Here is a 20,484-nt window from a genome sequence, read left to right as displayed (position 1 = left end):
AGCCGGCGCGGGGTGGCGCCGGGCGCGACCCCGGTCGCCGGGGCGAACTCCAGCGCGTCGTCGCCCTCCGCGTCCGTCACCCACACCGCCCACTCCTCGCCCTCCGCGCGGAAGGTGCGGGGCAGCCGGGCGCGGACCCCGTGCTCGGCGGCGAGGGCGCGCGCGGGCCCTGCGCGGTGGGTGACCCAGTGGACGGCGCCGCGCACCGAGACGGCGCTGCCCCGGCCGGTGTGGTCGGGCGAGGCGGACTGCAGCCACCGGCCCGCGTTCACGGCGTACGGCCGGAGGTCGACGCGCTGTCCGCCGAGCCGGATGTCCAGCCGCCGGGGCTCGGCACCGTCCAGGTCGTCGAGGAGCCACAGCTCGCCGGCGGACGCGTACACGACGCGGGTGCCGTCGGTCGCGGCGTGGCGGGCGTAGAACGATCCCCCACTCTCGACTCCGCTCGAGCGGGAGGTGCCCCCATGGGGCGTGTGCCGGCGCAGGTCCGAGCCGTCCGCGAGCGAGGAGTACAGGGCGCCCACGCCCTCGTGGTCGGAGAGGAAGGCGATACGGTCCCCCACCCAGAGGGGGTACTCGATGTTCCCGTCCAGCCCCTCGTGCAGCCGGACGAACTCCCCGGTGCCCTCCTCGCCGTCGGCACCCCGCTCGATCCACAGCTTGCCCGCCGTGCCGCCCCGGTACCGCTTCCACCAGGCGGCCTCGCGGCCCATGGGCGCGGACAGCAGCACGGTGCGCGGACCGTACGCGACGTCGCCGACGGGCCCGTACGGCAGGGTGGCCGCCGGGCCGCCGTCCAGCGGAACGGCACGCGCCCAACTGCGGCGCAGGCTCGCCCGGCCCTGGGCACTGAGCGCAAGGACCTGCCCGTCGGGGGTCCAGCCGCGCACCTGGGTCCGCCGGCAGCCCCAGTACGTCAGGCGCTCGGAAGGTCCGCCGTCGACGGGCGCGACGTGCACCTCGGGCGCCCCGTCACGGGTGGACGTCCAGGCGAGGGCGGTCCCGTCGGGGGAGATGCGCGGGTGGTCGACCGGCACCCGGTCGGCGCTGACCCGCCAGGCGCGGCCACCGCCGAGGGGGGCCACCCACACGTCGTCCTCGGCGGTGAAGGCGACCGACTCGCCGTGCAGATGCGGGTACCGGAGGTACGCCGGGGAGACCGAGGGCGCCGAAGACGCCCGGGAAGCGGTGGCTGCGGTGGCTGCGGGTCGTGTCACCCGGTCACTCTAGGCAGCGTCCGGCGTTCCCGGGAGAGGGTGTTCCGCGATCAGTGCCCGCCCGCCTGCCGTTCCCGGTGCGGTGCCGCCCCTCACTTGTGAGCGGAGACGCACTCGTCCTCGTGCGACTTGCACCAGACGGTCTTGGTGACGTCGGGGCAGGGTTCGTCGCCGTGCTCGTGGTCGTCGCCGTTGTGATCGTCGCCGTTGTCGTTGCGGTCGCCGTCGTCGTGCGCGGGCGGCGTCCGCCAGCCGTCGTCGTCCCTGGTGTCGCACTCGCCCAGTACGTCCGCGCGGAACACCTGCCGGTCCCCGACGTCGGCCGTCAGATCACCGCGTACGCACCTGCCGTCGATCTCGCGGTCGACCATCCCGTAGATGCGGATCCGCTCCCCGTCGGTGGTCTCGCCCTTGCAGTCGACGTGCTGCACGCTGCTGTAGTTGCCCTGCGGATCGTCGTACCGCTGGTTCGCCCGCGTGCCGTACTGGTTGTTGTTCGAGTTGTTGTTGTTCGAGTTGTTGTCGTTCGGGTCGTCGTACCGGTTGTCGTTCTTCCTGTCGTAGGACGAGGTGCAGGTCATCCACTGCACGTTGTGGCCCTGCCGCTCCAGCGTCCGGGTCGCGGTGCGCTCGGTCGTGTAGGACACGTTGGCGGTGTTCATGCCGTTGGGGTCGCACGCGGCGACACCCATGACGGCTCCCACCCCGAGACCGATCCCCAGCAGCATCCGACGCCCGCCCAAGCGGTGCCATTCATGCCTCAATGCCCCCATACCCATGCACAGCAGCGTCCCACCGCACCGCTCCCGGCGACAGACGGCAAGCGGCCACGCTCCGCCCTCCCGGACTGCCTCCTCCGCCTCGACCGCTTCCTCCCGTCCCGGACGGGAAGCGGCTCACGGACGGACGGTCCCGCCTCAGCGGTCACTCCCGCGACCGAACCGGAATGCGCGCCGGACCGCGGCCGGACCACGACAGGACCGCCCGTGACCGCTCAGGACCAGCGGCCGGTGCGGCCCAGCAGCAGCGCGGACGCGGCGGTTCCGGCGGTCGAGGTGCGCAGGACGCTGGGCCCGAGCCGGTAGACGCCCGCCCCCGCCTCCGCGAACAGCGTCAGCTCCTGCGGGGAGATGCCCCCTTCGGGGCCCACGACCAGCACGATGTCCCCCTCCGCGGGGAGCTGTGCGGTGGCGAGCGGAGTGTCGCCGCTCTCGTGCAGGACGGCCGCGAAATCCGCTCTGGCGAGAAGTGCCGCAACCTGTCCGGTGCTCGCGTCGTCCGCCACCTCCGGGAAGCGCACCCGGCGGGACTGCTTCCCGGCCTCCCGCGCCGTCGTCCGCCACTTGGCGAGCGCCTTCGCCCCGCGCTCGCCCTTCCACTGCGTGACGCAGCGCGAGGCGGCCCACGGAACGATCGCGTCCACGCCGACCTCGGTCATCGTCTCGACGGCCAGCTCGCCCCGGTCGCCCTTGGGCAGCGCCTGGACGACCGTGATGCGGGGGGCCGCCGGGGCCTCCTCGTGCACGGCGCGCAGATCCACCACCAAGCGGTCCTTGCCCTCGGCCGCCGCCACCACGCCGTCCGCCCAGCGCCCGCGCCCGTCCGTGAGGACCACGGCCTCACCGGGCCGCAGCCGCTTCACGGACACCGCGTGCCGTCCCTCGGGGCCGTCGAGCACGAACTCCGGCCCCACGCCGTCCAGTCGGTCCGCCACGAACACCGGTGCGGTCATCGGGCGCCTCCTCCCACAGTGTCGTCCGCACGTCCCGACAACGCTGTCGCCGCCGCGGTCAGTTCACGCATCAGTACCTCCACCAGCTCCCCCGCGGGCAGCTCCCGCGCCAGCCGGTGCCCCTGCCCCGCCCACAGCGCCATGCCCTGCGCGTCACCCGCCGCGGCCGCCGCCCTGCGCAGCCCGGAGGTGAGGTGGTGGAGCTCGGGGTAGGCGGCGGGGGCGTACGGGCCGTGCTCGCGCGCGAAGCGGTTGAGCAGGGCGCGGGCCGGGCGCCCGGTGAACGCGCGCGTCAGCTCCGTACGGGCGAACACGGGGTCGGTCAGCGCCCGCTTGTGGAGTTCGTGGGCCCCGGACTCGGGGGTGGCGAGGAACGCCGTGCCGAGCTGGGCGGCGCTCGCCCCGGCCGCGAGGACCGCGGCGATCTGGCCGCCCCGCACGAGACCGCCGGCCGCGACGACCGGCAGCGCCACCGCTTCGCGGACCTGGGCGAGCAGGGTGAGCAGCCCGACGCCGGCGCCGTCCCGTTCGGCGTCGTCGCGGTGGGTGCCCTGGTGGCCGCCGGCCTCGATCCCCTGGACGATCACCGCGTGGGCGCCGGAGAGCTCCACGGCCCGCGCCTCGTCGGCCGTGGTGGCGGTGACGAGGGTGACGGTCCCCTTGGCGGCGAGGGCCTCGACCACCTCGGGGGCCGGGCAGCCGAAGTGGAAGGAGACGGCCGGCACCGGGTCCTCGAGCAGGACGGCGAGCTTGGCGTCGTAGCCGTCGTCGTGTCCGCCGCAGTGCGGGTCGCCCAGCTCGGTCCCGTACCAGGCGGACTCGCCGGCGAGCTGCTCGGCGTAGACCTCGACGGCGGCGGGGTCGGCGTGGTCCGTGTGCCGGGGCATGAAGACGTTCACCCCGAAGGGGCGGGCCGTCAGTCCCCGCAGCTGCTTGATCTCCTGGTACATGCCGTCGGCGGTCTTGTACCCGGCGGCGAGGAACCCGAGCCCGCCGGCCTCGGACACGGCGGCGGCGAGCCGCGGCACGGAGACGCCGCCCGCCATGGGAGCCTGCACGATCGGGTACGGGAGGAGATCGCTCAGAGCCAAGGACATGAGCGCATCGTGCCACGTCCCCGCATGACGCCCGAATCCGGCGTACGCCCCGCGCCCCGGGTGGGCACGGGAGCGGGCACAGCCCTCACCGCCCGTTGAACGCGTCCTTCAGCCGCGAGAACAGTCCCTGCTGACCGGGCTGGAACTGCCCCGTGGGCCGCTCCTCGCCGCGCAGCTTCGACAGTTCGCGCAGCAGGCGCTCCTGCTCGGGGTCGAGCTTGGTGGGCGTCGTCACCTCGACGTGCACGATGAGGTCACCGCGGCCGCCGCCCCGCAGATGGGTCACGCCGCGCCCGTGCAGCGGGATCGACTGGCCGGACTGGGTGCCCGGGCGGATGTCGACCTCCTCCATGCCGTCGAGCGTCTCCAGCGGGACCTTGGTGCCGAGGGCCGCCGCGGTCATCGGGATGGTGACCGTGCAGTGCAGGTCGTCGCCGCGCCGCTGGAAGACCGCGTGCGGCAGCTCGTGGATCTCGACGTACAGGTCACCGGCGGGGCCGCCGCCGGGGCCGACCTCGCCCTCGCCCGCGAGCTGGATGCGGGTGCCGTTGTCGACACCGGCCGGGATCTTGACCGTGAGCGTGCGGCGGGACCGCACCCGGCCGTCGCCCGCGCACTCGGGGCACGGGTTCGGCACGACGGTGCCGAAGCCCTGGCACTGCGGGCAGGGCCGGGAGGTCATGACCTGGCCCAGGAAGGACCGGGTGACCTGGGAGACCTCGCCGCGGCCGCGGCACATGTCACAGGTCTGGGCGGACGTGCCCGGGGCCGCGCCCTCGCCGTTGCACGTGGCGCAGACGGTCGCGGTGTCGACCTGGATGTCCTTGGTCGTACCGAAGGCCGCCTCGTCGAGCTCGATCTCCAGGCGGATCATCGCGTCCTGGCCGCGCCGGGTGCGCGAGCGCGGGCCGCGCTGGGACGCCGTACCGAAGAAGGCGTCCATGATGTCCGAGAAGTTGCCGAAGCCGCCGGCGCCGAAGCCGCCCGCTCCCCCGGCCCCGCCCGCCTGGGACAGCGGGTCGCCGCCGAGGTCGTAGACCTGCTTCTTCTGCGGGTCCGAGAGCACCTCGTAGGCGGCGTTGATCTCCTTGAACCGCTCCTGGGTCTTCGGATCGGGGTTGACGTCCGGGTGCAGCTCGCGCGCGAGTCTGCGGAACGCCTTCTTGATCTCGTCCTGGGAAGCGTCGCGGCGCACGCCGAGCACGGCGTAGTAGTCCGTGGCCACTTACGACTCCGCCAGGATCTGTCCGACGTAACGTGCCACCGCTCGTACTGCTCCCATCGTTCCCGGATAGTCCATGCGGGTCGGTCCGACCACGCCGAGTTTTGCTACTGCCTCGCCGCCCGAACCGTAGCCCACCGAGACCACGGACGTGGAGTTGAGTCCCTCATGGGCGTTCTCGTGACCGATCCGTACGGTCATGCCCGGATCCGCCGCCTCACCGAGCAGCCTCAGCAGCACCACCTGCTCCTCCAGCGCCTCCAGCACCGGGCGGATGGTGAGCGGGAAGTCGTGCCCGAAGCGGGTCAGATTGGCGGTGCCGCCGATCATCAGCCGCTCCTCGGTCTCCTCGACGAGTGTCTCCAGCAGGGTGGAGAGCACGGTCGAGACCGTACCTCGGTCCTCGGCCTCGAACGCCTCCGGGAGATCCTGCACCAAGGGAGGCACATCCGCGAAACGGCGGCCCGCGACCCGGCTGTTGAGCCGGGCACGCAGATCCGCGAGTGACGTTTCTCCGAACGGCGCGGGGCAGTCGACCATCCGCTGCTCCACCCGGCCCGTGTCCGTGATCAGCACGAGCATCACGCGCGCGGGGGCCAGCGACAGCAGCTCCACGTGCCGCACCGTGGACCGCGTGAGCGAGGGGTACTGCACGACGGCGACCTGCCGGGTGAGCTGCGCGAGCAGCCGCACGGTCCGCGCGACCACGTCGTCCAGGTCGACGGCGCCCTCGAGGAAGTTGTGGATGGCGCGGCGCTCGGGGGAACTGAGCGGCTTGACAGCGGCCAGCTTGTCCACGAAGAGGCGGTACCCCTTGTCGGTGGGGATCCGCCCGGCACTGGTGTGCGGCTGGGCGATGAACCCCTCCTCCTCGAGGGCCGCCATGTCGTTGCGGACCGTGGCCGGGGAGACACCGAGCTTGTGCCGCTCGGTGAGCGCCTTGGAGCCCACCGGCTCCTCGGTGCCGACGTAGTCCTGGACGATGGCGCGCAGCACTTCGAGCCTGCGTTCACTGAGCACCGCGCACACCTCCAGATCGTCCGTCCGTCCCGCGACTTCTCCCTCTTGGCACTCACCGCGGGCGAGTGCCAGCATTCCTATCAGTGTACGGCGGTCGGGTACGACCCCGGCAAGGGCGGCCGCGCGATGTCGTGCCGACGTGTACGGACGTGTCCCGCCATGTCGTACCGCGCGCACCGGCGAGTTCCGCTGCCGTTAGCGTCGGCGTATGACGGTCGCTTGGGAAGGGGCGGGGTGGGAGCAACTCGCCCCGCGCGTGGGGCGCTGCCGCCTCCCGGTGTGGGACTGCACGGTCGGACTGGTCGCCGGGGCGGACTCCGCCCTGCTGATCGACGCGGGGTCGAGCCTGCGGGAGGGCGCGCGGTTGCGTGCGCAGGCGCGGGGACTGCTCGGCGGTGGCCGCGGTGTGACGCATCTCGCGCTGACCCATGCCCACTTCGACCACGTCCTCGGCGCGGCGGCCCTCGCCGGCGCCGAGGTCATCGGCGCCGCGGGACTGGACACGGTGCTCGCCACCGGGGGCGCGGAGCTGCGCGCCGACGCCGTGCGCAACGGCCTGGACGCGGGGGAGGCGGACGGGGCCGTGGACCGCCTCGTCCGGCCCGGCCGGCTGATCGCCGGGGAACGGACGCTGGACCTGGGCGGCGGGGTGCGGGCACTGCTGGCGGACGTGGGCCCGGGGCACACGGCGCACGACCTGGCGGTGCTGGTCACGGATGTGCCCGGCACCCCGGCGACCGTGTTCTGCGGCGACCTGGTGGAGGAGTCGGGCGAGCCCCAGGCGGGTCCGGACGCCGTCCCCGCGCGGTGGCCGGCCGCGCTGGACCGGCTGCTGGCGCTGGGCGGGGAGGACGCGCGGTACGTGCCCGGGCACGGTGCGGTGGTGGACGCCGCGTTCGTACGGGCCCAGCGGGACGCGCTGGCGGCCCGCTTCGGCGTGTCGTAGCCGGTCGGGCACCACGGGGCGCGCTTTTCTCCTATCGTCACTCGAATGCGCCCACCCGTCTCCCACCACCGCCCTTCCGGTGAGGGCCCTTCGGGCCCGCGCCTTCGCCAGTACACGCCGGACTTGACCCCTCCTTGGAAGAAGTCGCAGCCCGTGCCCGAGGTGCCCGCGGAGCCGGGGCTCGTGGTCGAGGAGCCCGGTACCGGTTTCTGCGGCGCGGTGATCGGCTGCGAGGCGGGCACGGTCACCCTGGAGGACCGTTTCGGCAAGCACCGGGTCTTCCCGCTGGAACCGCGCGGGTTCCTGCTGGAGGGGCGGGTGGTCACCCTCGTACGCCCCGCCGCGGCGCCGGCCCGCCCCTCGCACACGGCATCCGGTTCGGTGGCCGTTCCGGGCGCACGCGCGCGCGTGGCCCGTGCCGGGCGCATCTACGTGGAGGGCCGGCACGACGCCGAGCTGGTCGAGAAGGTGTGGGGCGACGACCTGCGCATCGAGGGCGTGGTGGTCGAGTACCTGGAGGGTGTGGACGACCTGCCGTCGGTCGTCGAGGAGTTCGCGCCCGGCCCGGACGCGCGCCTCGGGGTCCTGGTCGACCACCTGGTCCCCGGCAGCAAGGAGTGGCGCATCGCCGAGTCGGTCACCAGCGAGCACGCCCTCGTGGTGGGCCACCCGTACATCGACGTCTGGGAGGCGGTGAAGCCGTCCTCCCTGGGTATCGAGGCGTGGCCGCGGGTGCCGCGCGGGCAGGACTGGAAGACGGGCGTGTGCCGGGCGCTGGGCTGGCCGGAGAACACGGGGGCGGCGTGGCAGCACATCCTGTCGCGGGTGCGGTCGTACAAGGACCTGGAGCCGGAGCTCCTCGGCCGCGTCGAAGAGCTGATCGACTTCGTCACGGCCCCGGAGTGACGGCGGGGCCGTGCGGGCGCCCGGGTCTCAGTCCACCAGGTCCCTGACCACCGCGTCCGCCAGCAGTCGCCCGCGCAGGGTCAGCACGGCGCGCCCCTCCCCGTACGGCCCGGGCTCCAGCAGCCCGTCCGCCAGGTGGCGCCGGGACGCGGCGAGCCCGTCCTCGCGCAGCAGCGACAGCGGGCACCCGTCCAGCAGCCGCAGCTCCAGCAGGATGCGCTCCACCCGGCGGTCCTCGTCGGAGAGCAGTTCACGTCCGGCGCCCGGTGATCTCCCGGCCGCCAGCGCCGCCGCGTACGCGCCGGGGTGCTTGGCGTTCCACCAGCGCACCCCGCCGACGTGGCTGTGGGCGCCGGGGCCCGCGCCCCACCAGTCGGCGCCGCGCCAGTACAGCTCGTTGTGGAGGCAGCGGCCCGCCTCGGTGGTGGCCCAGTTCGAGACCTCGTACCAGTGGTAGCCGGCCGCGGCGAGGGTCTCGTCGGCGATCAGGTAGCGGTCCGCGTGGACGTCGTCGTCGGTCATGGGGACCTCGCCCCGGCGGATGCGCCGGGCCAGCTGGGTGCCCTCCTCGACGATCAGCGCGTACGCCGACACGTGGTCGGGTCCCGCCGAGACCGCCGCGTCCAGGGAGGCCCGCCAGTCGTCGTCCGACTCGCCCGGGGTGCCGTAGATGAGGTCGAGGTTGACGTGGTCGAAGCCGGCCGCGCGGGCCTCGGCGACACAGGCCTCGGGGCGGCCGGGGGTGTGCGTGCGGTCCAGGATCTGCAGGACGTGCGGGCGGGCGCTCTGCATGCCGAAGGAGATCCGGTTGAAGCCGCCCTCGCGGAGGGTGGCCAGATACGCGGGGTCCACCGACTCCGGATTCGCCTCGGTGGTCACCTCGGCGTCGTCCGCGAGCCCGAACTCGTCCCGGATCGCCCCCAGCATCCGCACCAGGTCCCCGGCGGGCAGCAGGGTGGGCGTGCCGCCGCCGACGAAGACGGTGCGCACCGGGCGCGGGTCGTCGCCGAGGACCTTGCGGGCGAGGCGGACCTCCTCGACCAGGGTCTCGGCGTAGTTGTCCCGGGAGGCGAGGACGCCGCCGGTGCCGCGCAGCTCGGTGGCGGTGTACGTGTTGAAGTCGCAGTAGCCGCAGCGGGTCGCGCAGTACGGGACGTGCAGGTAGAACCCGAGGGGGCGCGCAGCGGCCCCGGTCAGGGCGTGCGCGGGCAGCGAGCCGTCGTCGGGGACGGGCTCACCGTCGGGGAGTGCGGAAGGCATGCGTTCCATTGTCCCGCACCCGCGCGCGTACCCCTCCCCTCCGTGGGCGCGGCCCTCGGGCCCTCAGTCCGCCCGCAGTACCAGCAGCGCCAGGTCGTCCTCCGGCGGGCCCTCGCCGAACTCGTGCACCAGTCTCCTGATCCGCTCGGCGACGAGGTCGGCGCTCAGTCCGGCGCAGGCGGACAGGACCGTCGCCAGTCCGTCCGCGTCGTCGAACAGGTCCGGTCCCGAGCGCCGCTCGGTCACCCCGTCGGTCACGCACAGCAGGGTGTCGCCGGGGCGCATGTCGAAGCGCTCCGAGGTGTACGCGTTGTCCTCGATCACCCCGAGCAGGGTCTGCGGCTCGGCGGCGATACACACACCGCCGTCGGGTCCGAGGAGCAGCGGCAGCGGGTGGCCCGCGGAGGCGAGGGTGCAGCGGACGCCGCCGCCGAAGGGCACCAGCTCGCCGTAGAGCAGCGACAGGAAGCGGGTCTGCGGGCCCTCGTCGGCGCCGAGCCCGGTGCCGCCGGCCTTCACCAGGGCCCGCGCGGCCGCGTCCGCCGCCTCGGTCGCGTCGTCGAGGAGCAGCTGGTTGAGGCGGTCCAGCACCTCGCCGACCTGGTAGCCCTCGCGGGCGAGCAGCCGCAGCCAGGGCCGGGCGAGCCCGATGACGACGGCGGCCTCGGGCCCCTTGCCCTGGACGTCGCCGAGGGCGAAGCACCAGCGTCCGTCGCCCGCGGGGAACACGTCGTAGAAGTCGCCGCTGGGTCCGCCCTGGTCGCACGGCTCGTAGACGAGCGCGCTCTGCATCCCGGGGATCTCGGCGACCGCGCCGGGCAGCAGCCCGCGCTGCAGGACCCGGCTGATGGTGGCCTGCCGGGCGTACTGGCGGGCGGCGCCGATCGCGAGCGCCACCCGGCGGCTGAGGTCCTCGACGAGCCCGGTGACCTCGTCGGGGAACCGGGGGATCCCGGCCCGCCCGATGACCAGCGTGCCGAGCGGCCGGCCGCCCGCGATCAGCCGGTACGCGAACGCGGCGCCGGCGGCGTCCCGCTCGCTCAGGGCGTCGGCCGGCCAGGGCACCGGTACCGCGCGCGAGCGCACCGAGTCCGGCAGCCGGGGCGGGTCCTTCTCCAGCGCCCGGCGCAGCTCCTCGATGCGGTTCTCGCTGACGTGCCAGACCCGGGCGAGGCGGGGTCCGGTGACGCTGATCCCCTCGGTGCCGCGCCAGCCCATGCCCTCGTCCTCCAGCCACACCGCGCACCAGTCCGCCAGCCGCGGCACCAGGAGCTGTCCGGCGAGCGCGGCGACGAGGTCCTCGTCGAGCTGCCCGGCGAGCAGGTCGGAGGCCTCCGCGAGGAAGGAGAGGGCGCCGTGGTTGAGCCACCCCTGGTCGCGTTCCACGTTCCTCCCGGGCCAGGGGGTGAGGGTCTCGGCGAGGCCCTCACCGTGGTCCGGGTGGGCGTCGTCGTACGCCTCGGTGCCCTCCTCGACGGTCAGGGGCCGGTCGACGGGCAGCCGCGCCCAGACGGTCTTCACGCCGGTGCGGTAGGTGATGCCCCAGGCGTCGGAGAGCGCGGACACCAGCCGCAGCCCGCGTCCGTACTCCGCCCCGCCGTGCTGGCGGTCCAGGCCGTAGGGCGCCGCGGAATAGGGGCGGTTGGCGCCCTCGTCCCGAACGGGGCGCGCGGGGTGGTGGTCGGAGACCTCGACGACGATGCCGGCGGGTGTTCCGGCGGAGTGTCCGGCACCCTCCAGGCGGCACAGCAACTCGACGTCCGTGCCGGCGTGCACGACCGCGTTGGTGACCAGTTCGCTGACCACGATGAGGACGTCGTGGACGAGGCTCTCGCCGAAGGTGTCGGCGCCGGGCAGGGCCAGCCGCACCCACTCGGCGATGCCCGCGCGGACGAAGCGGCGTGCGGCACCGGCCGCCAACGGACCGCCGGTGAGCAGCACATGTGCTTCCGCGCGCGCGTCCGCCTCCTGCTGCGCAGGCGTATCAGCGGCACGGGACGTGATGTCCCGTTGCGTCGGAATGGCCCCCACTGTACGGCTCCCTGAGCAGTTCGGACGAATAAGCCTCGGGTGGCACGGACAGAGTGACAGACTGGCCAGGCCCATATGCGCCGAGTTACCGAAGTGGGCCACCATGAGTGAGAACAGTGCTACGCGCATGCTCGAAGACGGTCACCAAGACGAATGGATCCGGGCATCCGATCTCCGCCCCCTGCTCGCGGCCATGATCGCCTCGCGGGACGGGGACTACCGGAAGGCCCCGGACGTGGGCGGCGGGCTGCCCGCCGAACTGACCGCCGTCTTCAACCAGATCATGGACCGCAGCACCCACTTCACCGAGGAAGTGCAGCGCGTCCGGAAGGAGTTGGTGCGGTACGGGCGGCTCGACGAGCGGCTGTCGGCGAGCCCGGGCCAGGGCAGTTGGGCGTCCCGCGTCGACGATGTGAACCAGCTCCTGGACGCCCTGGCGGCCCCCGCGGCGAACGCCACGCGCGTGCTCGACGCGGTGGCCGGCGGGGACCTCACCCAGCGGGTCGACCTGCACGACGGCAACCGGCAGCTCCGCGGTGACCTGCGCCGGCTCGGCCGGGCGGTGAACAAGATGGTCGACCAGCTGCAGCTGTTCACGGGCGAGGTGACCCGGGTGGCGCGGGAGGTGGGCACCGAGGGGCGACTGGGTGGGCGCGCCAAGGTGCAGGGCCTGTCCGGCAGTTGGCGGGACGTGACCGAGGCGGTCAACACCATGGCGTCCCGGCTGACCGCGCAGGTGCGGGACATCGCCCTGGTGACCACGGCGGTGGCGCGCGGCGACCTGACCCGCACGGTGACGGTCGAGGCCACCGGTGAGCTGCTGGAACTGAAACTGACCGTGAACACGATGGTGGACCAGCTGTCCGCCTTCGCCGACGAGGTCACCCGTGTCGCCCGCGAGGTCGGCACCGAGGGCAACCTCGGCGGCCGGGCCATGGTCCGCGGGGTGTCCGGCGTCTGGAAGGACCTCACCGACAACGTCAACTTCATGGCGTCGAACCTCACCTCGCAGGTCCGCAACATCGCCCAGGTCACCACGGCCGTGGCCAACGGCGACCTCAGTCAGAAGATCACGGTGGACGCCCAGGGCGAGATCCTGGAGCTGAAGTCCACCGTCAACACCATGGTGGACCAGCTCTCCGCGTTCGCCGACGAGGTGACGAGGGTGGCCCGCGAGGTCGGCACCGAGGGCAACCTCGGCGGCCGGGCCCAGGTCCGGGGGGTGTCCGGCGTCTGGAAGGACCTCACCGACAACGTCAACTTCATGGCCGACAACCTCACCTCCCAGGTGCGCAACATCGCGCTCGTGTCGACGGCCGTGGCCCAGGGCGACCTCGGCAAGAAGATCACGGTGGAGGCGAAGGGCGAGATCCTGGAGCTGAAGTCGACGATCAACACGATGGTGGACCAGCTGTCCGCGTTCGCCGACGAGGTGACCCGTGTCGCCCGCGAGGTCGGCACCGAGGGCAACCTCGGCGGCCGGGCCGAGGTGCGGGGGGTGTCCGGTGTCTGGAAGGACCTCACCGACAACGTCAACTTCATGGCCGACAACCTCACCTCCCAGGTGCGCAACATCGCCCTGGTGACCACGGCCGTCGCCAACGGTGACCTGTCCAAGAAGATCACGGTCGACGCCCGGGGCGAGATCCTGGAGCTGAAGGACACCGTCAACACGATGGTGGAGCAGCTGCGGGCCTTCGCCGACGAGGTGACGAGGGTGGCCCGCGAGGTCGGTACCGACGGCCGGCTCGGCGGGCGCGCCCAGGTCCAGGGCGTGTCCGGGGTGTGGCGGGACCTGACCGACAACGTCGACTACATGGCCGACAACCTCACCTCCCAGGTGCGCAACATCGCCCAGGTCGCCACCGCGGTGGCCCAGGGCGACCTGTCCAAGAAGATCGACGTGGACGCGCGCGGCGAGATCCTGGAGCTGAAGACGACCATCAACACGATGGTGGACACCCTGTCGTCGTTCTCCTCCGAGGTCACCCGCGTGGCCCGGGAGGTGGGCTCGGAGGGCCAGCTCGGCGGCCAGGCCCGGGTCGAGGGCGTGTACGGCACCTGGAAGCGCCTGACGACGAGCGTGAACGAGCTGGCGTCCAACCTGACCACCCAGGTCCGCGCCATCGCCGAGGTGGCCTCCGCGGTGGCCCAGGGCGACATGTCCCGGTCGATCACGGTGGACACCCGCGGCGAGGTCTCCGAGCTGAAGGACAACATCAACCTGATGGTGTCCAACCTGCGCGAGACCACCCGGGCGAAGGACTGGCTGGAGTCCAACCTGGCCCGGCTGGCGGCCCTGATGCAGGGCCACCGGGACCTGATGGAGGTCGCCGACCTGCTGCTGCGGGAGCTGACGCCGCTGGTCAACGCCCAGTACGGCGCCTTCTACCTGGCGGACCCGGACACGGACCGCGCGGCGCTGCGCACCCCCTCGCCGCACAAGGGGCTCGCCTTCATCGCCGGGTACGGCGCGGCGCAGGGCGCGACCGTGGAGACCGGCGGGCTGCCGGTGCACGGGCTGGTGGCGCAGGCGGCGCGCGAGCGGAAGCGGATCCTGGTGGAGGAGGCCCCACCGCACTACATCAAGATCAACAGCGGGCTGGGCGAGGCCTCCCCGTCCACCATCGTGATCATCCCGATCCCCTTCGAGGACAAGCTCCTCGGGGTGATCGAGCTGGCCTCGTTCTCGCGCTTCTCGGATGTGCACCTGGCGTTCTTCGACCAGTTCGTGAACACGATCGGCGTCGCCATCAACACGATCATCGCCAACTCCCGTACGGAGTCGCTGCTCAGCGAGTCGCAGCGGCTGGCCATGCAGCTCCAGGAGCGGTCGGACGAGCTGCAGAAGCAGCAGGGCGAACTGCAGCGCTCGAACGCCGCGCTGGAGGAGAAGGCCGCCCTGCTGGCCACCTCCTCCCAGTACAAGTCGGAGTTCCTGGCGAACATGTCGCACGAGCTGCGCACCCCGCTGAACTCGCTGCTCATCCTGGCCCGGCTGCTCTCCGACAACCCCGACGGCAACCTCTCCGACCAGGAGGTGCAGTTCGCGACCACGATCCACCGCTCGGGCTCGGACCTGCTCCAGCTGATCAACGACATCCTCGACCTGTCGAAGATCGAGGCGGGCCGGATGGACGTACGCCCGAAGCGGCTGCCGCTGATCAAGCTGCTCGACTACGTCCACGCCACGTTCCGCCCGCTCACCCTCGACCGGGGCCTCGCCTTCGAGGTGTCGGTCGGCGAGGAGGTGCCGCGCGAGATGTACTCGGACGAGCAGCGCCTCCAGCAGATCCTGCGCAACCTCCTCTCCAACGCGATCAAGTTCACCGCGGCCGGCAAGGTCGAGCTGCGGGTCAGCCGCGTCCAGGACCCCGACCACCAGTACACCCGCGAGGACACCGACCAGGTGATCGCCTTCGCGGTCTCCGACACCGGCATCGGCATCGCCCCCGAGAAACTCCCCGTCATCTTCGAGGCCTTCCAGCAGGCCGACGGCACCACGAACCGCAAGTACGGCGGCACCGGGCTCGGACTCTCCATCAGCCGGGAGATCGCCGGGCTGCTGGGGGGCCGTATCGTCGCCGCGAGCGTGCCCGGCGCGGGCTCCACGTTCACTCTGTACGTCCCGGTCGTCAGCCCCGGGCACGCGGCCGCCGGGTCCTCCGTCGACCGTGAGTTCACCGTGCCCGAACAGCTCTCGGCCGAGCCGTACACCGGTCACGAGCCCGACGAGAGCTGGCCCACGCCCACCAAGCTGGAGACCTGGAAGTCGGGGCGTGCGGGCCACGTGCTGCCGGGCCGGCGGGTGCTGATCGTCGACGACGACATCCGCAACGTCTTCGCGCTCACCCACGTACTGGGCCGCGTCGGCATGCCCGTCCTGTACGCGGAGAACGGCCGCGAGGGCATCGAGACCCTGGAGCGCACCCCGGACGTCGAGATCGTCCTGATGGACATCATGATGCCGGAGATGGACGGCTACGAGACGATCGCCGCCATCCGCCGCACCCCGTGCTGGACGGACCTGCCCATCGTCGCGCTGACCGCGAAGGCGATGCCGGGCGACCGCGAGAAGTCGATAGCGCAGGGTGCCAACGACTACGTACCGAAGCCGGTGGACGTCGACCAGCTGCTCACGGTCGTCTGCGCGCTCCTGGACCCGCAGGGCGAGGCCGGCGACGAGCCGGACGGCTGCCCCGGAGCGGTGGCCGGGACGGGCACGGCGGAGCAGCCGGCGCTTCCGCCGACGACCGAGTGAGGCGGTCAGCATGAGCACTGTGACAACGACCGGCGAACGCGCCGGGATCCTCCTCGTGGACGACATGGAGGACAACCTGATCGCCCTGGAAGCCGTCCTGCGTTCCCTGAACGAGCCGCTGGTGCGGGCGCGTTCGGGAGAGGAGGCGATGAAGGCGCTGCTGCGCCGACGCTTCGCCGTGGTCCTGCTGGACATCCGGATGCCGGGCATGGACGGCTTCGAGACGGCAGCGAACATCAAGCGGCTCGACCAGACCAAGGACGTGCCCATCATCTTCCTGACGGGCACGGACGCCGACGAGGGCTATGCCTTCCGCGGCTACGCCACAGGGGCGGCCGACTACCTGACCAAACCCTTCGACCCCTGGGTGCTGCGGGCCAAGGTCGCCGTCTTCCTCGATCTGCACCGCAAGAACCAGCAGCTGGAGAAGATGCTGGCGCAGGAGCAGCAGCACCTCGCCCAGGTCGGTGAACGCCTGACCGCCCTGGAGGACCGGCTGGCCGCCGCCGGACCGCTGGACCCGGCGGACATGCGCGCGCAGGTCCGGGAGTTCCAGGTGCTGGTCAACACGTTCCGCCACGGCCACCAGCCGTGATCTGGGCCGTGCGCCGTCTTCCGCCGGCACGACGGTGGGCCGGTCAGGGGCGCGGTGCCCCTGACCGGCCCACCGTCGTTCACGCCTCGCGCGCCCCCGCGTACATCTCGTCGATCAGGTGCCGGTACTCGCGCTCCACGACCGGGCGCTTCAGCTTCAGGCTGGGCGTCAGCTCCCCGTGCTCGATGTCCAGGTCGCGCGGCAGCACCCGGAACTGCCTGATCGTCTGCCAGCGCTGCAGCCCCTCGTTCAGCTGGTCCACGTAACCCCGCACCAGCTCCTGGACCTGTGGGGAAGCCACCACGTCGGCGTACTTCTTGCCACCGAGCCCGTTCTCCTGCGCCCAGCCGAGGATCGCCGCCTCGTCGAGGGCGATCAGCGCGGTGCAGAAGTTCCGGTCGGCGCCGTGGACCAGGATGTTGGAGACGTACGGGCAGACCGCCTTGAACTGCCCCTCTACCTCGGCCGGCGCGATGTACTTGCCGCTCGACGTCTTGATCAGGTCCTTCTTGCGGTCGGTGATGCGCAGATAGCCGTCCGCGGACAGTTCACCGATGTCCCCGGTGTGGAACCAGCCGTCCGGCTCCAGCACCTCCGCGGTCTTCTCCGGCAGCTCGTGGTAGCCCTCCATGATGCCGGGGCCGCGCAGCAGGACCTCCCCGTCGTCCGCGATGCGCACCTCGGTGCCGGGCAGCGGCTTGCCGACCGTGCCCGTCCGGTACGCCTCGCCCGGGTTGACGAAGGAGGCGGCGCTGGACTCGGTGAGGCCGTAGCCCTCCAGGATGTGGATGCCGGCGCCGGAGAAGAAGTAGCCGATGTCGGGCGCCAGGGCGGCCGACCCGGAGATGCAGGCCCGCAGCCGTCCGCCGAAGGCCTCGCGGATCTTGCCGAAGACGAGGGTGTCGGCGACCTTGTGCTTGGCGGTCAGGCCGAAGGGCGCCGAGGCGGTACCGGTGCGGCGGAAGTTGTCCTGGGCTGCCTTCGCGTACTCCCGGCCCACCTCGGCGGACCACTGGAAGATCTTGTACTTGGCGCCGCCGCCCGCGCGTGCCTTGGCCGCGACCCCGTTGTAGACCTTCTCGAAGATGCGCGGCACGGCCGCCATGTACGTCGGCTGCACGACCGGCAGGTTTTCGATGATCTTGTCGACGCGGCCGTCGACGGCGGTGACGTGCCCGACCTCGATGTGGCCGGAGGTGAGCACCTTGCCGAAGACGTGTGCGAGCGGCAGCCACAGGTACTGCACGTCGTCGGCGAGGACCAGGCCGGTCGCGGCGATCGCCTTCGCCATGTACGACCAGTTGTCGTGCGGGAGGCGGACACCCTTGGGCCGGCCCGTGGTGCCCGAGGTGTAGATGAGGGTGGCCAGCTGGGTGGAGGTGATCGCGCCGACCTTCTTCTTGATCAGGTCGGGGTTCTCCTCCAGGTACGCGGCACCGCGCTGCTCCAGCTCGGCCAGCGAGAGCACCCAGTCCTCGGAGAGGTCGGCGCCGTCGGTGTCGATGACCACCACATGGGTGAGGTCGGGCAGCTCGGCCCGCTTCTCCCGCGCCTTGGCGAGCTGTGCCGCGTCCTCCGCGATCAGGATCCGGCTCGCGGAGTCCGAGAGGATGTACGCGCTTTCGTCGGCGTTCGTCTGCGGATAGACCGTCGTGGTGGCGCCGCCGGCGCACATGATGCCGAGGTCGGCGAGGATCCACTCGATACGGGTGGCGGAGGCGAGGGCGACGCGCTCCTCCGGCTGGACACCCAGTTCGATCAGCCCGGCCGCGATGGCGTGCACCCGGTCCGCGGCCTGCGCCCAGCTCAGCGACTTCCAGTCGTCCGGACCCTGGCCGGACGGAGAGGGCACGGGGTAACGGTAGGCCTCCGCGTCCGGTGTGGCCGCCACCCGTTCCAGGAAGAGGGCCGCCACGGACGGCGGACGGTTCTCGATCAGTGTCTGTGTGTCGCTCACGACATCCTCCGGGCCCGCGACGGTGCGGCTGGCTCATTGAAGCTGTTGTTTAACTCGCGAGTAACTATCGGGTGGTGATCAGGGTAGAGGCCTGTCGGCCGGTGCGTAAGGGGCGGAGGACCCTCACTTTCCCCTCGTTTCCCCGTCACTTCCCTCCACCGGCGCGCACGCGGATCCCTCCATCGACACGTACGCGGACGGGCCCGCCGCGCCGAAGCGCGACGGGCCCGTCGAACGCGACCTGGTACCGGCCGGTGACCGGCTACTTCTTGCCCTTGCCCGAGCTCTCGTCGCTGGAGAGGACGGCGATGAAGGCCTCCTGGGGGACCTCCACGGAACCGACCATCTTCATCCGCTTCTTGCCCTCCTTCTGCTTCTCCAGCAGCTTCCGCTTGCGGGAGATGTCACCGCCGTAGCACTTGGCGAGGACGTCCTTGCGGATGGCGCGGATGGTCTCGCGGGCGATGACACGGGAGCCGATGGCGGCCTGGATGGGCACCTCGAAGGCCTGCCGCGGGATCAGCTCGCGCAGCTTGGCGACGAGCCGCACGCCGTACGCGTACGCGGCGTCCTTGTGCGTGATCGCGGAGAACGCGTCCACCTTGTCGCCGTGCAGCAGGATGTCGACCTTGACCAGGCTGGAGGTCTGCTCGCCGGTGGGCTCGTAGTCGAGCGAGGCGTAGCCACGGGTCTTGGACTTCAGCTGGTCGAAGAAGTCGAAGACGATCTCCGCGAGCGGCAGCGTGTAACGGATCTCGACCCGGTCCTCGGAGAGGTAGTCCATGCCGAGCAGCACGCCGCGCCGGGCCTGGCACAGCTCCATGATCGAGCCGATGAACTCGCTCGGCGCCAGGATGGTGGCGCGCACGACCGGCTCGTACACCTCCCCGATCTTGCCCTCGGGGAACTCGCTCGGGTTGGTGACCGTGTGCTCGCTGCCGTCCTCCATGACCACGCGGTACACCACGTTGGGGGCGGTGGCGATCAGGTCGAGCCCGAACTCGCGCTCGAGGCGCTCGCGGATCACGTCCAGGTGCAGCAGGCCGAGGAAGCCGACGCGGAAGCCGAAGCCGAGGGCTGCGGAGGTCTCCGGCTCGTAGACCAGGGCGGCGTCGTTGAGCTGGAGCTTGTCCAGGGCGTCGCGCAGCTCCGGGTAGTCGGAGCCGTCCAGCGGGTACAGCCCGGAGAACACCATCGGCTTGGGGTCCTTGTAGCCGCCGAGCGCCTCCGTGGCCCCCTTGCTCTGCTGGGTGATCGTGTCGCCGACCTTGGACTGGCGGACGTCCTTCACCCCGGTGATCAGGTAGCCCACCTCACCGACGCCGAGGCCGTCCGCGCCCAGCATCTCGGGCGAGTTGGTCCCGATCTCCAGCAGCTCGTGCGTGGCGCCGGTGGACATCATCCGGATGCGCTCGCGCTTGCTGAGCTGCCCGTCGACGACACGGACGTACGTCACGACACCGCGGTAGGAGTCGTACACCGAGTCGAAGATCATCGCGCGCGCGGGGGCGTCGGCGACACCCACCGGGGCGGGAACCTCGGCGACGACCTTGTCCAGCAGCGCCTCGACCCCGAGACCGGTCTTGGCGGACACCTTGAGTACGTCGTCCGGGTCGCACCCGATGAGGTTGGCGAGCTCCTCGGAGAACTTCTCCGGCTGCGCGGCCGGCAGGTCGATCTTGTTGAGCACCGGGATGATCTTGAGGTCGTTCTCCATCGCCAGATACAGGTTGGCGAGGGTCTGCGCCTCGATGCCCTGGGCGGCGTCGACGAGGAGGACGGTCCCCTCGCAGGCGGCGAGCGACCGCGAGACCTCGTAGGTGAAGTCGACGTGCCCCGGGGTGTCGATCATGTTGAGGATGTGCGTGTTGCCCGGCTCGTCCGTGGGCGCCCAGGGCAGCCGGACCGCCTGGGACTTGATCGTGATGCCGCGCTCGCGCTCGATGTCCATGCGGTCGAGGTACTGAGCGCGCATCTGCCGCTGCTCGACCACACCGGTCAGCTGGAGCATCCGGTCGGCGAGCGTCGACTTGCCGTGGTCGATGTGCGCGATGATGCAGAAATTGCGGATCAGCGCCGGGTCGGTACGGCTCGGCTCGGGTACATGGCTGGGGATCGCGGGCACGCAGGGTCCTGATTCTTGAGGCGTCCGCAGTCTCTGCGGTCTCGGGCTCGGGTCGGATCGATACGTAGGCTCCATGGTCCCACGGACGCGGACCGGTGACCGGTTTGGGCCACTC

At 71.8% G+C, this 20,484-nt stretch carries 13 protein-coding genes and 1 pseudogene; 4 read left to right on the top strand and 10 right to left on the bottom strand.

Features of this window, described 5'->3' with window-relative positions:
- The 6 genes and pseudogenes from UW392_RS58950 to hrcA all read right to left on the bottom strand — a co-directional run.
- Positions 1 to 1,217: pseudogene (locus UW392_RS58950) on the bottom strand (peptidase S41); the annotation flags it as partial.
- Between the two features lie 92 nt (positions 1,218 to 1,309).
- Positions 1,310 to 1,909 carry a hypothetical protein gene (locus tag UW392_RS58945; protein WP_320783736.1) on the bottom strand — a complete coding sequence of 200 codons (600 nt, stop codon included), beginning with the start codon at positions 1,907 to 1,909 and terminating at the stop codon, positions 1,310 to 1,312.
- Between the two features lie 302 nt (positions 1,910 to 2,211).
- A complete protein-coding gene (locus tag UW392_RS58940) occupies positions 2,212 to 2,949 on the bottom strand; it encodes a 16S rRNA (uracil(1498)-N(3))-methyltransferase (protein ID WP_320783735.1) in 738 nt (245 codons plus the stop codon).
- Positions 2,946 to 4,046, bottom strand: a complete 1,101-nt coding sequence (locus UW392_RS58935) for a nitronate monooxygenase (protein ID WP_320783734.1) — start codon at positions 4,044 to 4,046, stop codon at positions 2,946 to 2,948. The genes UW392_RS58940 and UW392_RS58935 overlap by 4 nt, the downstream gene beginning before the upstream one ends.
- An 85-nt stretch (positions 4,047 to 4,131) precedes the next feature.
- A complete protein-coding gene (dnaJ, locus tag UW392_RS58930; RefSeq protein ID WP_320783733.1) occupies positions 4,132 to 5,271 on the bottom strand; it encodes a molecular chaperone DnaJ in 1,140 nt (379 codons plus the stop codon).
- Positions 5,272 to 6,288 (bottom strand): heat-inducible transcriptional repressor HrcA, encoded by a 1,017-nt coding sequence (hrcA, locus tag UW392_RS58925; protein WP_320783741.1) that lies wholly within the window; start codon positions 6,286 to 6,288, stop codon positions 5,272 to 5,274. It lies immediately after the preceding gene.
- A 208-nt stretch (positions 6,289 to 6,496) separates the two neighbouring features.
- On the opposite strand from hrcA, the gene UW392_RS58920 reads away from it, so the two are divergent.
- Together UW392_RS58920 and UW392_RS58915 are read left to right on the top strand one after the other, a co-directional pair.
- A complete protein-coding gene (locus UW392_RS58920; protein ID WP_320783732.1) occupies positions 6,497 to 7,234 on the top strand; it encodes an MBL fold metallo-hydrolase in 738 nt (245 codons plus the stop codon).
- 45 nt (positions 7,235 to 7,279) lie between these two features.
- Positions 7,280 to 8,140: a DUF3097 domain-containing protein gene (locus tag UW392_RS58915; RefSeq protein ID WP_320783731.1), complete on the top strand. Its 861-nt coding sequence runs from the start codon at positions 7,280 to 7,282 to the stop codon at positions 8,138 to 8,140.
- Between the two features lie 27 nt (positions 8,141 to 8,167).
- Here UW392_RS58915 and hemW read toward each other — a convergent pair whose 3' ends face one another.
- Positions 8,168 to 9,409 carry a radical SAM family heme chaperone HemW gene (gene hemW, locus UW392_RS58910; protein WP_320783730.1) on the bottom strand — a complete coding sequence of 414 codons (1,242 nt, stop codon included), beginning with the start codon at positions 9,407 to 9,409 and terminating at the stop codon, positions 8,168 to 8,170.
- Positions 9,410 to 9,463: 54 nt separating this feature from the next.
- Positions 9,464 to 11,431: a SpoIIE family protein phosphatase gene (locus tag UW392_RS58905; RefSeq protein WP_320783729.1), complete on the bottom strand. Its 1,968-nt coding sequence runs from the start codon at positions 11,429 to 11,431 to the stop codon at positions 9,464 to 9,466.
- 103 nt (positions 11,432 to 11,534) lie between these two features.
- Between UW392_RS58905 and UW392_RS58900 the strand changes: the two genes are divergently transcribed.
- Together UW392_RS58900 and UW392_RS58895 are read left to right on the top strand one after the other, a co-directional pair.
- Complete coding sequence (locus UW392_RS58900) at positions 11,535 to 15,692, top strand: HAMP domain-containing protein (RefSeq protein WP_320783728.1); 4,158 nt, start codon at positions 11,535 to 11,537, stop codon at positions 15,690 to 15,692.
- A 10-nt stretch (positions 15,693 to 15,702) separates the two neighbouring features.
- Complete coding sequence (locus tag UW392_RS58895) at positions 15,703 to 16,287, top strand: two-component system response regulator (protein WP_320783727.1); 585 nt, start codon at positions 15,703 to 15,705, stop codon at positions 16,285 to 16,287.
- A gap of 79 nt (positions 16,288 to 16,366) precedes the next feature.
- Here UW392_RS58895 and UW392_RS58890 read toward each other — a convergent pair whose 3' ends face one another.
- Positions 16,367 to 18,244 (bottom strand): AMP-dependent synthetase/ligase, encoded by a 1,878-nt coding sequence (locus UW392_RS58890; protein ID WP_320783726.1) that lies wholly within the window; start codon positions 18,242 to 18,244, stop codon positions 16,367 to 16,369.
- Positions 18,245 to 18,506: 262 nt separating this feature from the next.
- On the bottom strand, positions 18,507 to 20,369 hold the full coding sequence (lepA, locus tag UW392_RS58885; RefSeq protein ID WP_320783725.1) for a translation elongation factor 4: 1,863 nt from the start codon (positions 20,367 to 20,369) through the stop codon (positions 18,507 to 18,509).
- Positions 20,370 to 20,484: the final 115 nt, after the last annotated feature.

This window comes from Streptomyces sp. CRN 30 (assembly GCF_034105845.1).
Note: the sequence above shows the minus strand (reverse complement) of the source record. Positions and strands in the feature narration are given on the sequence as shown.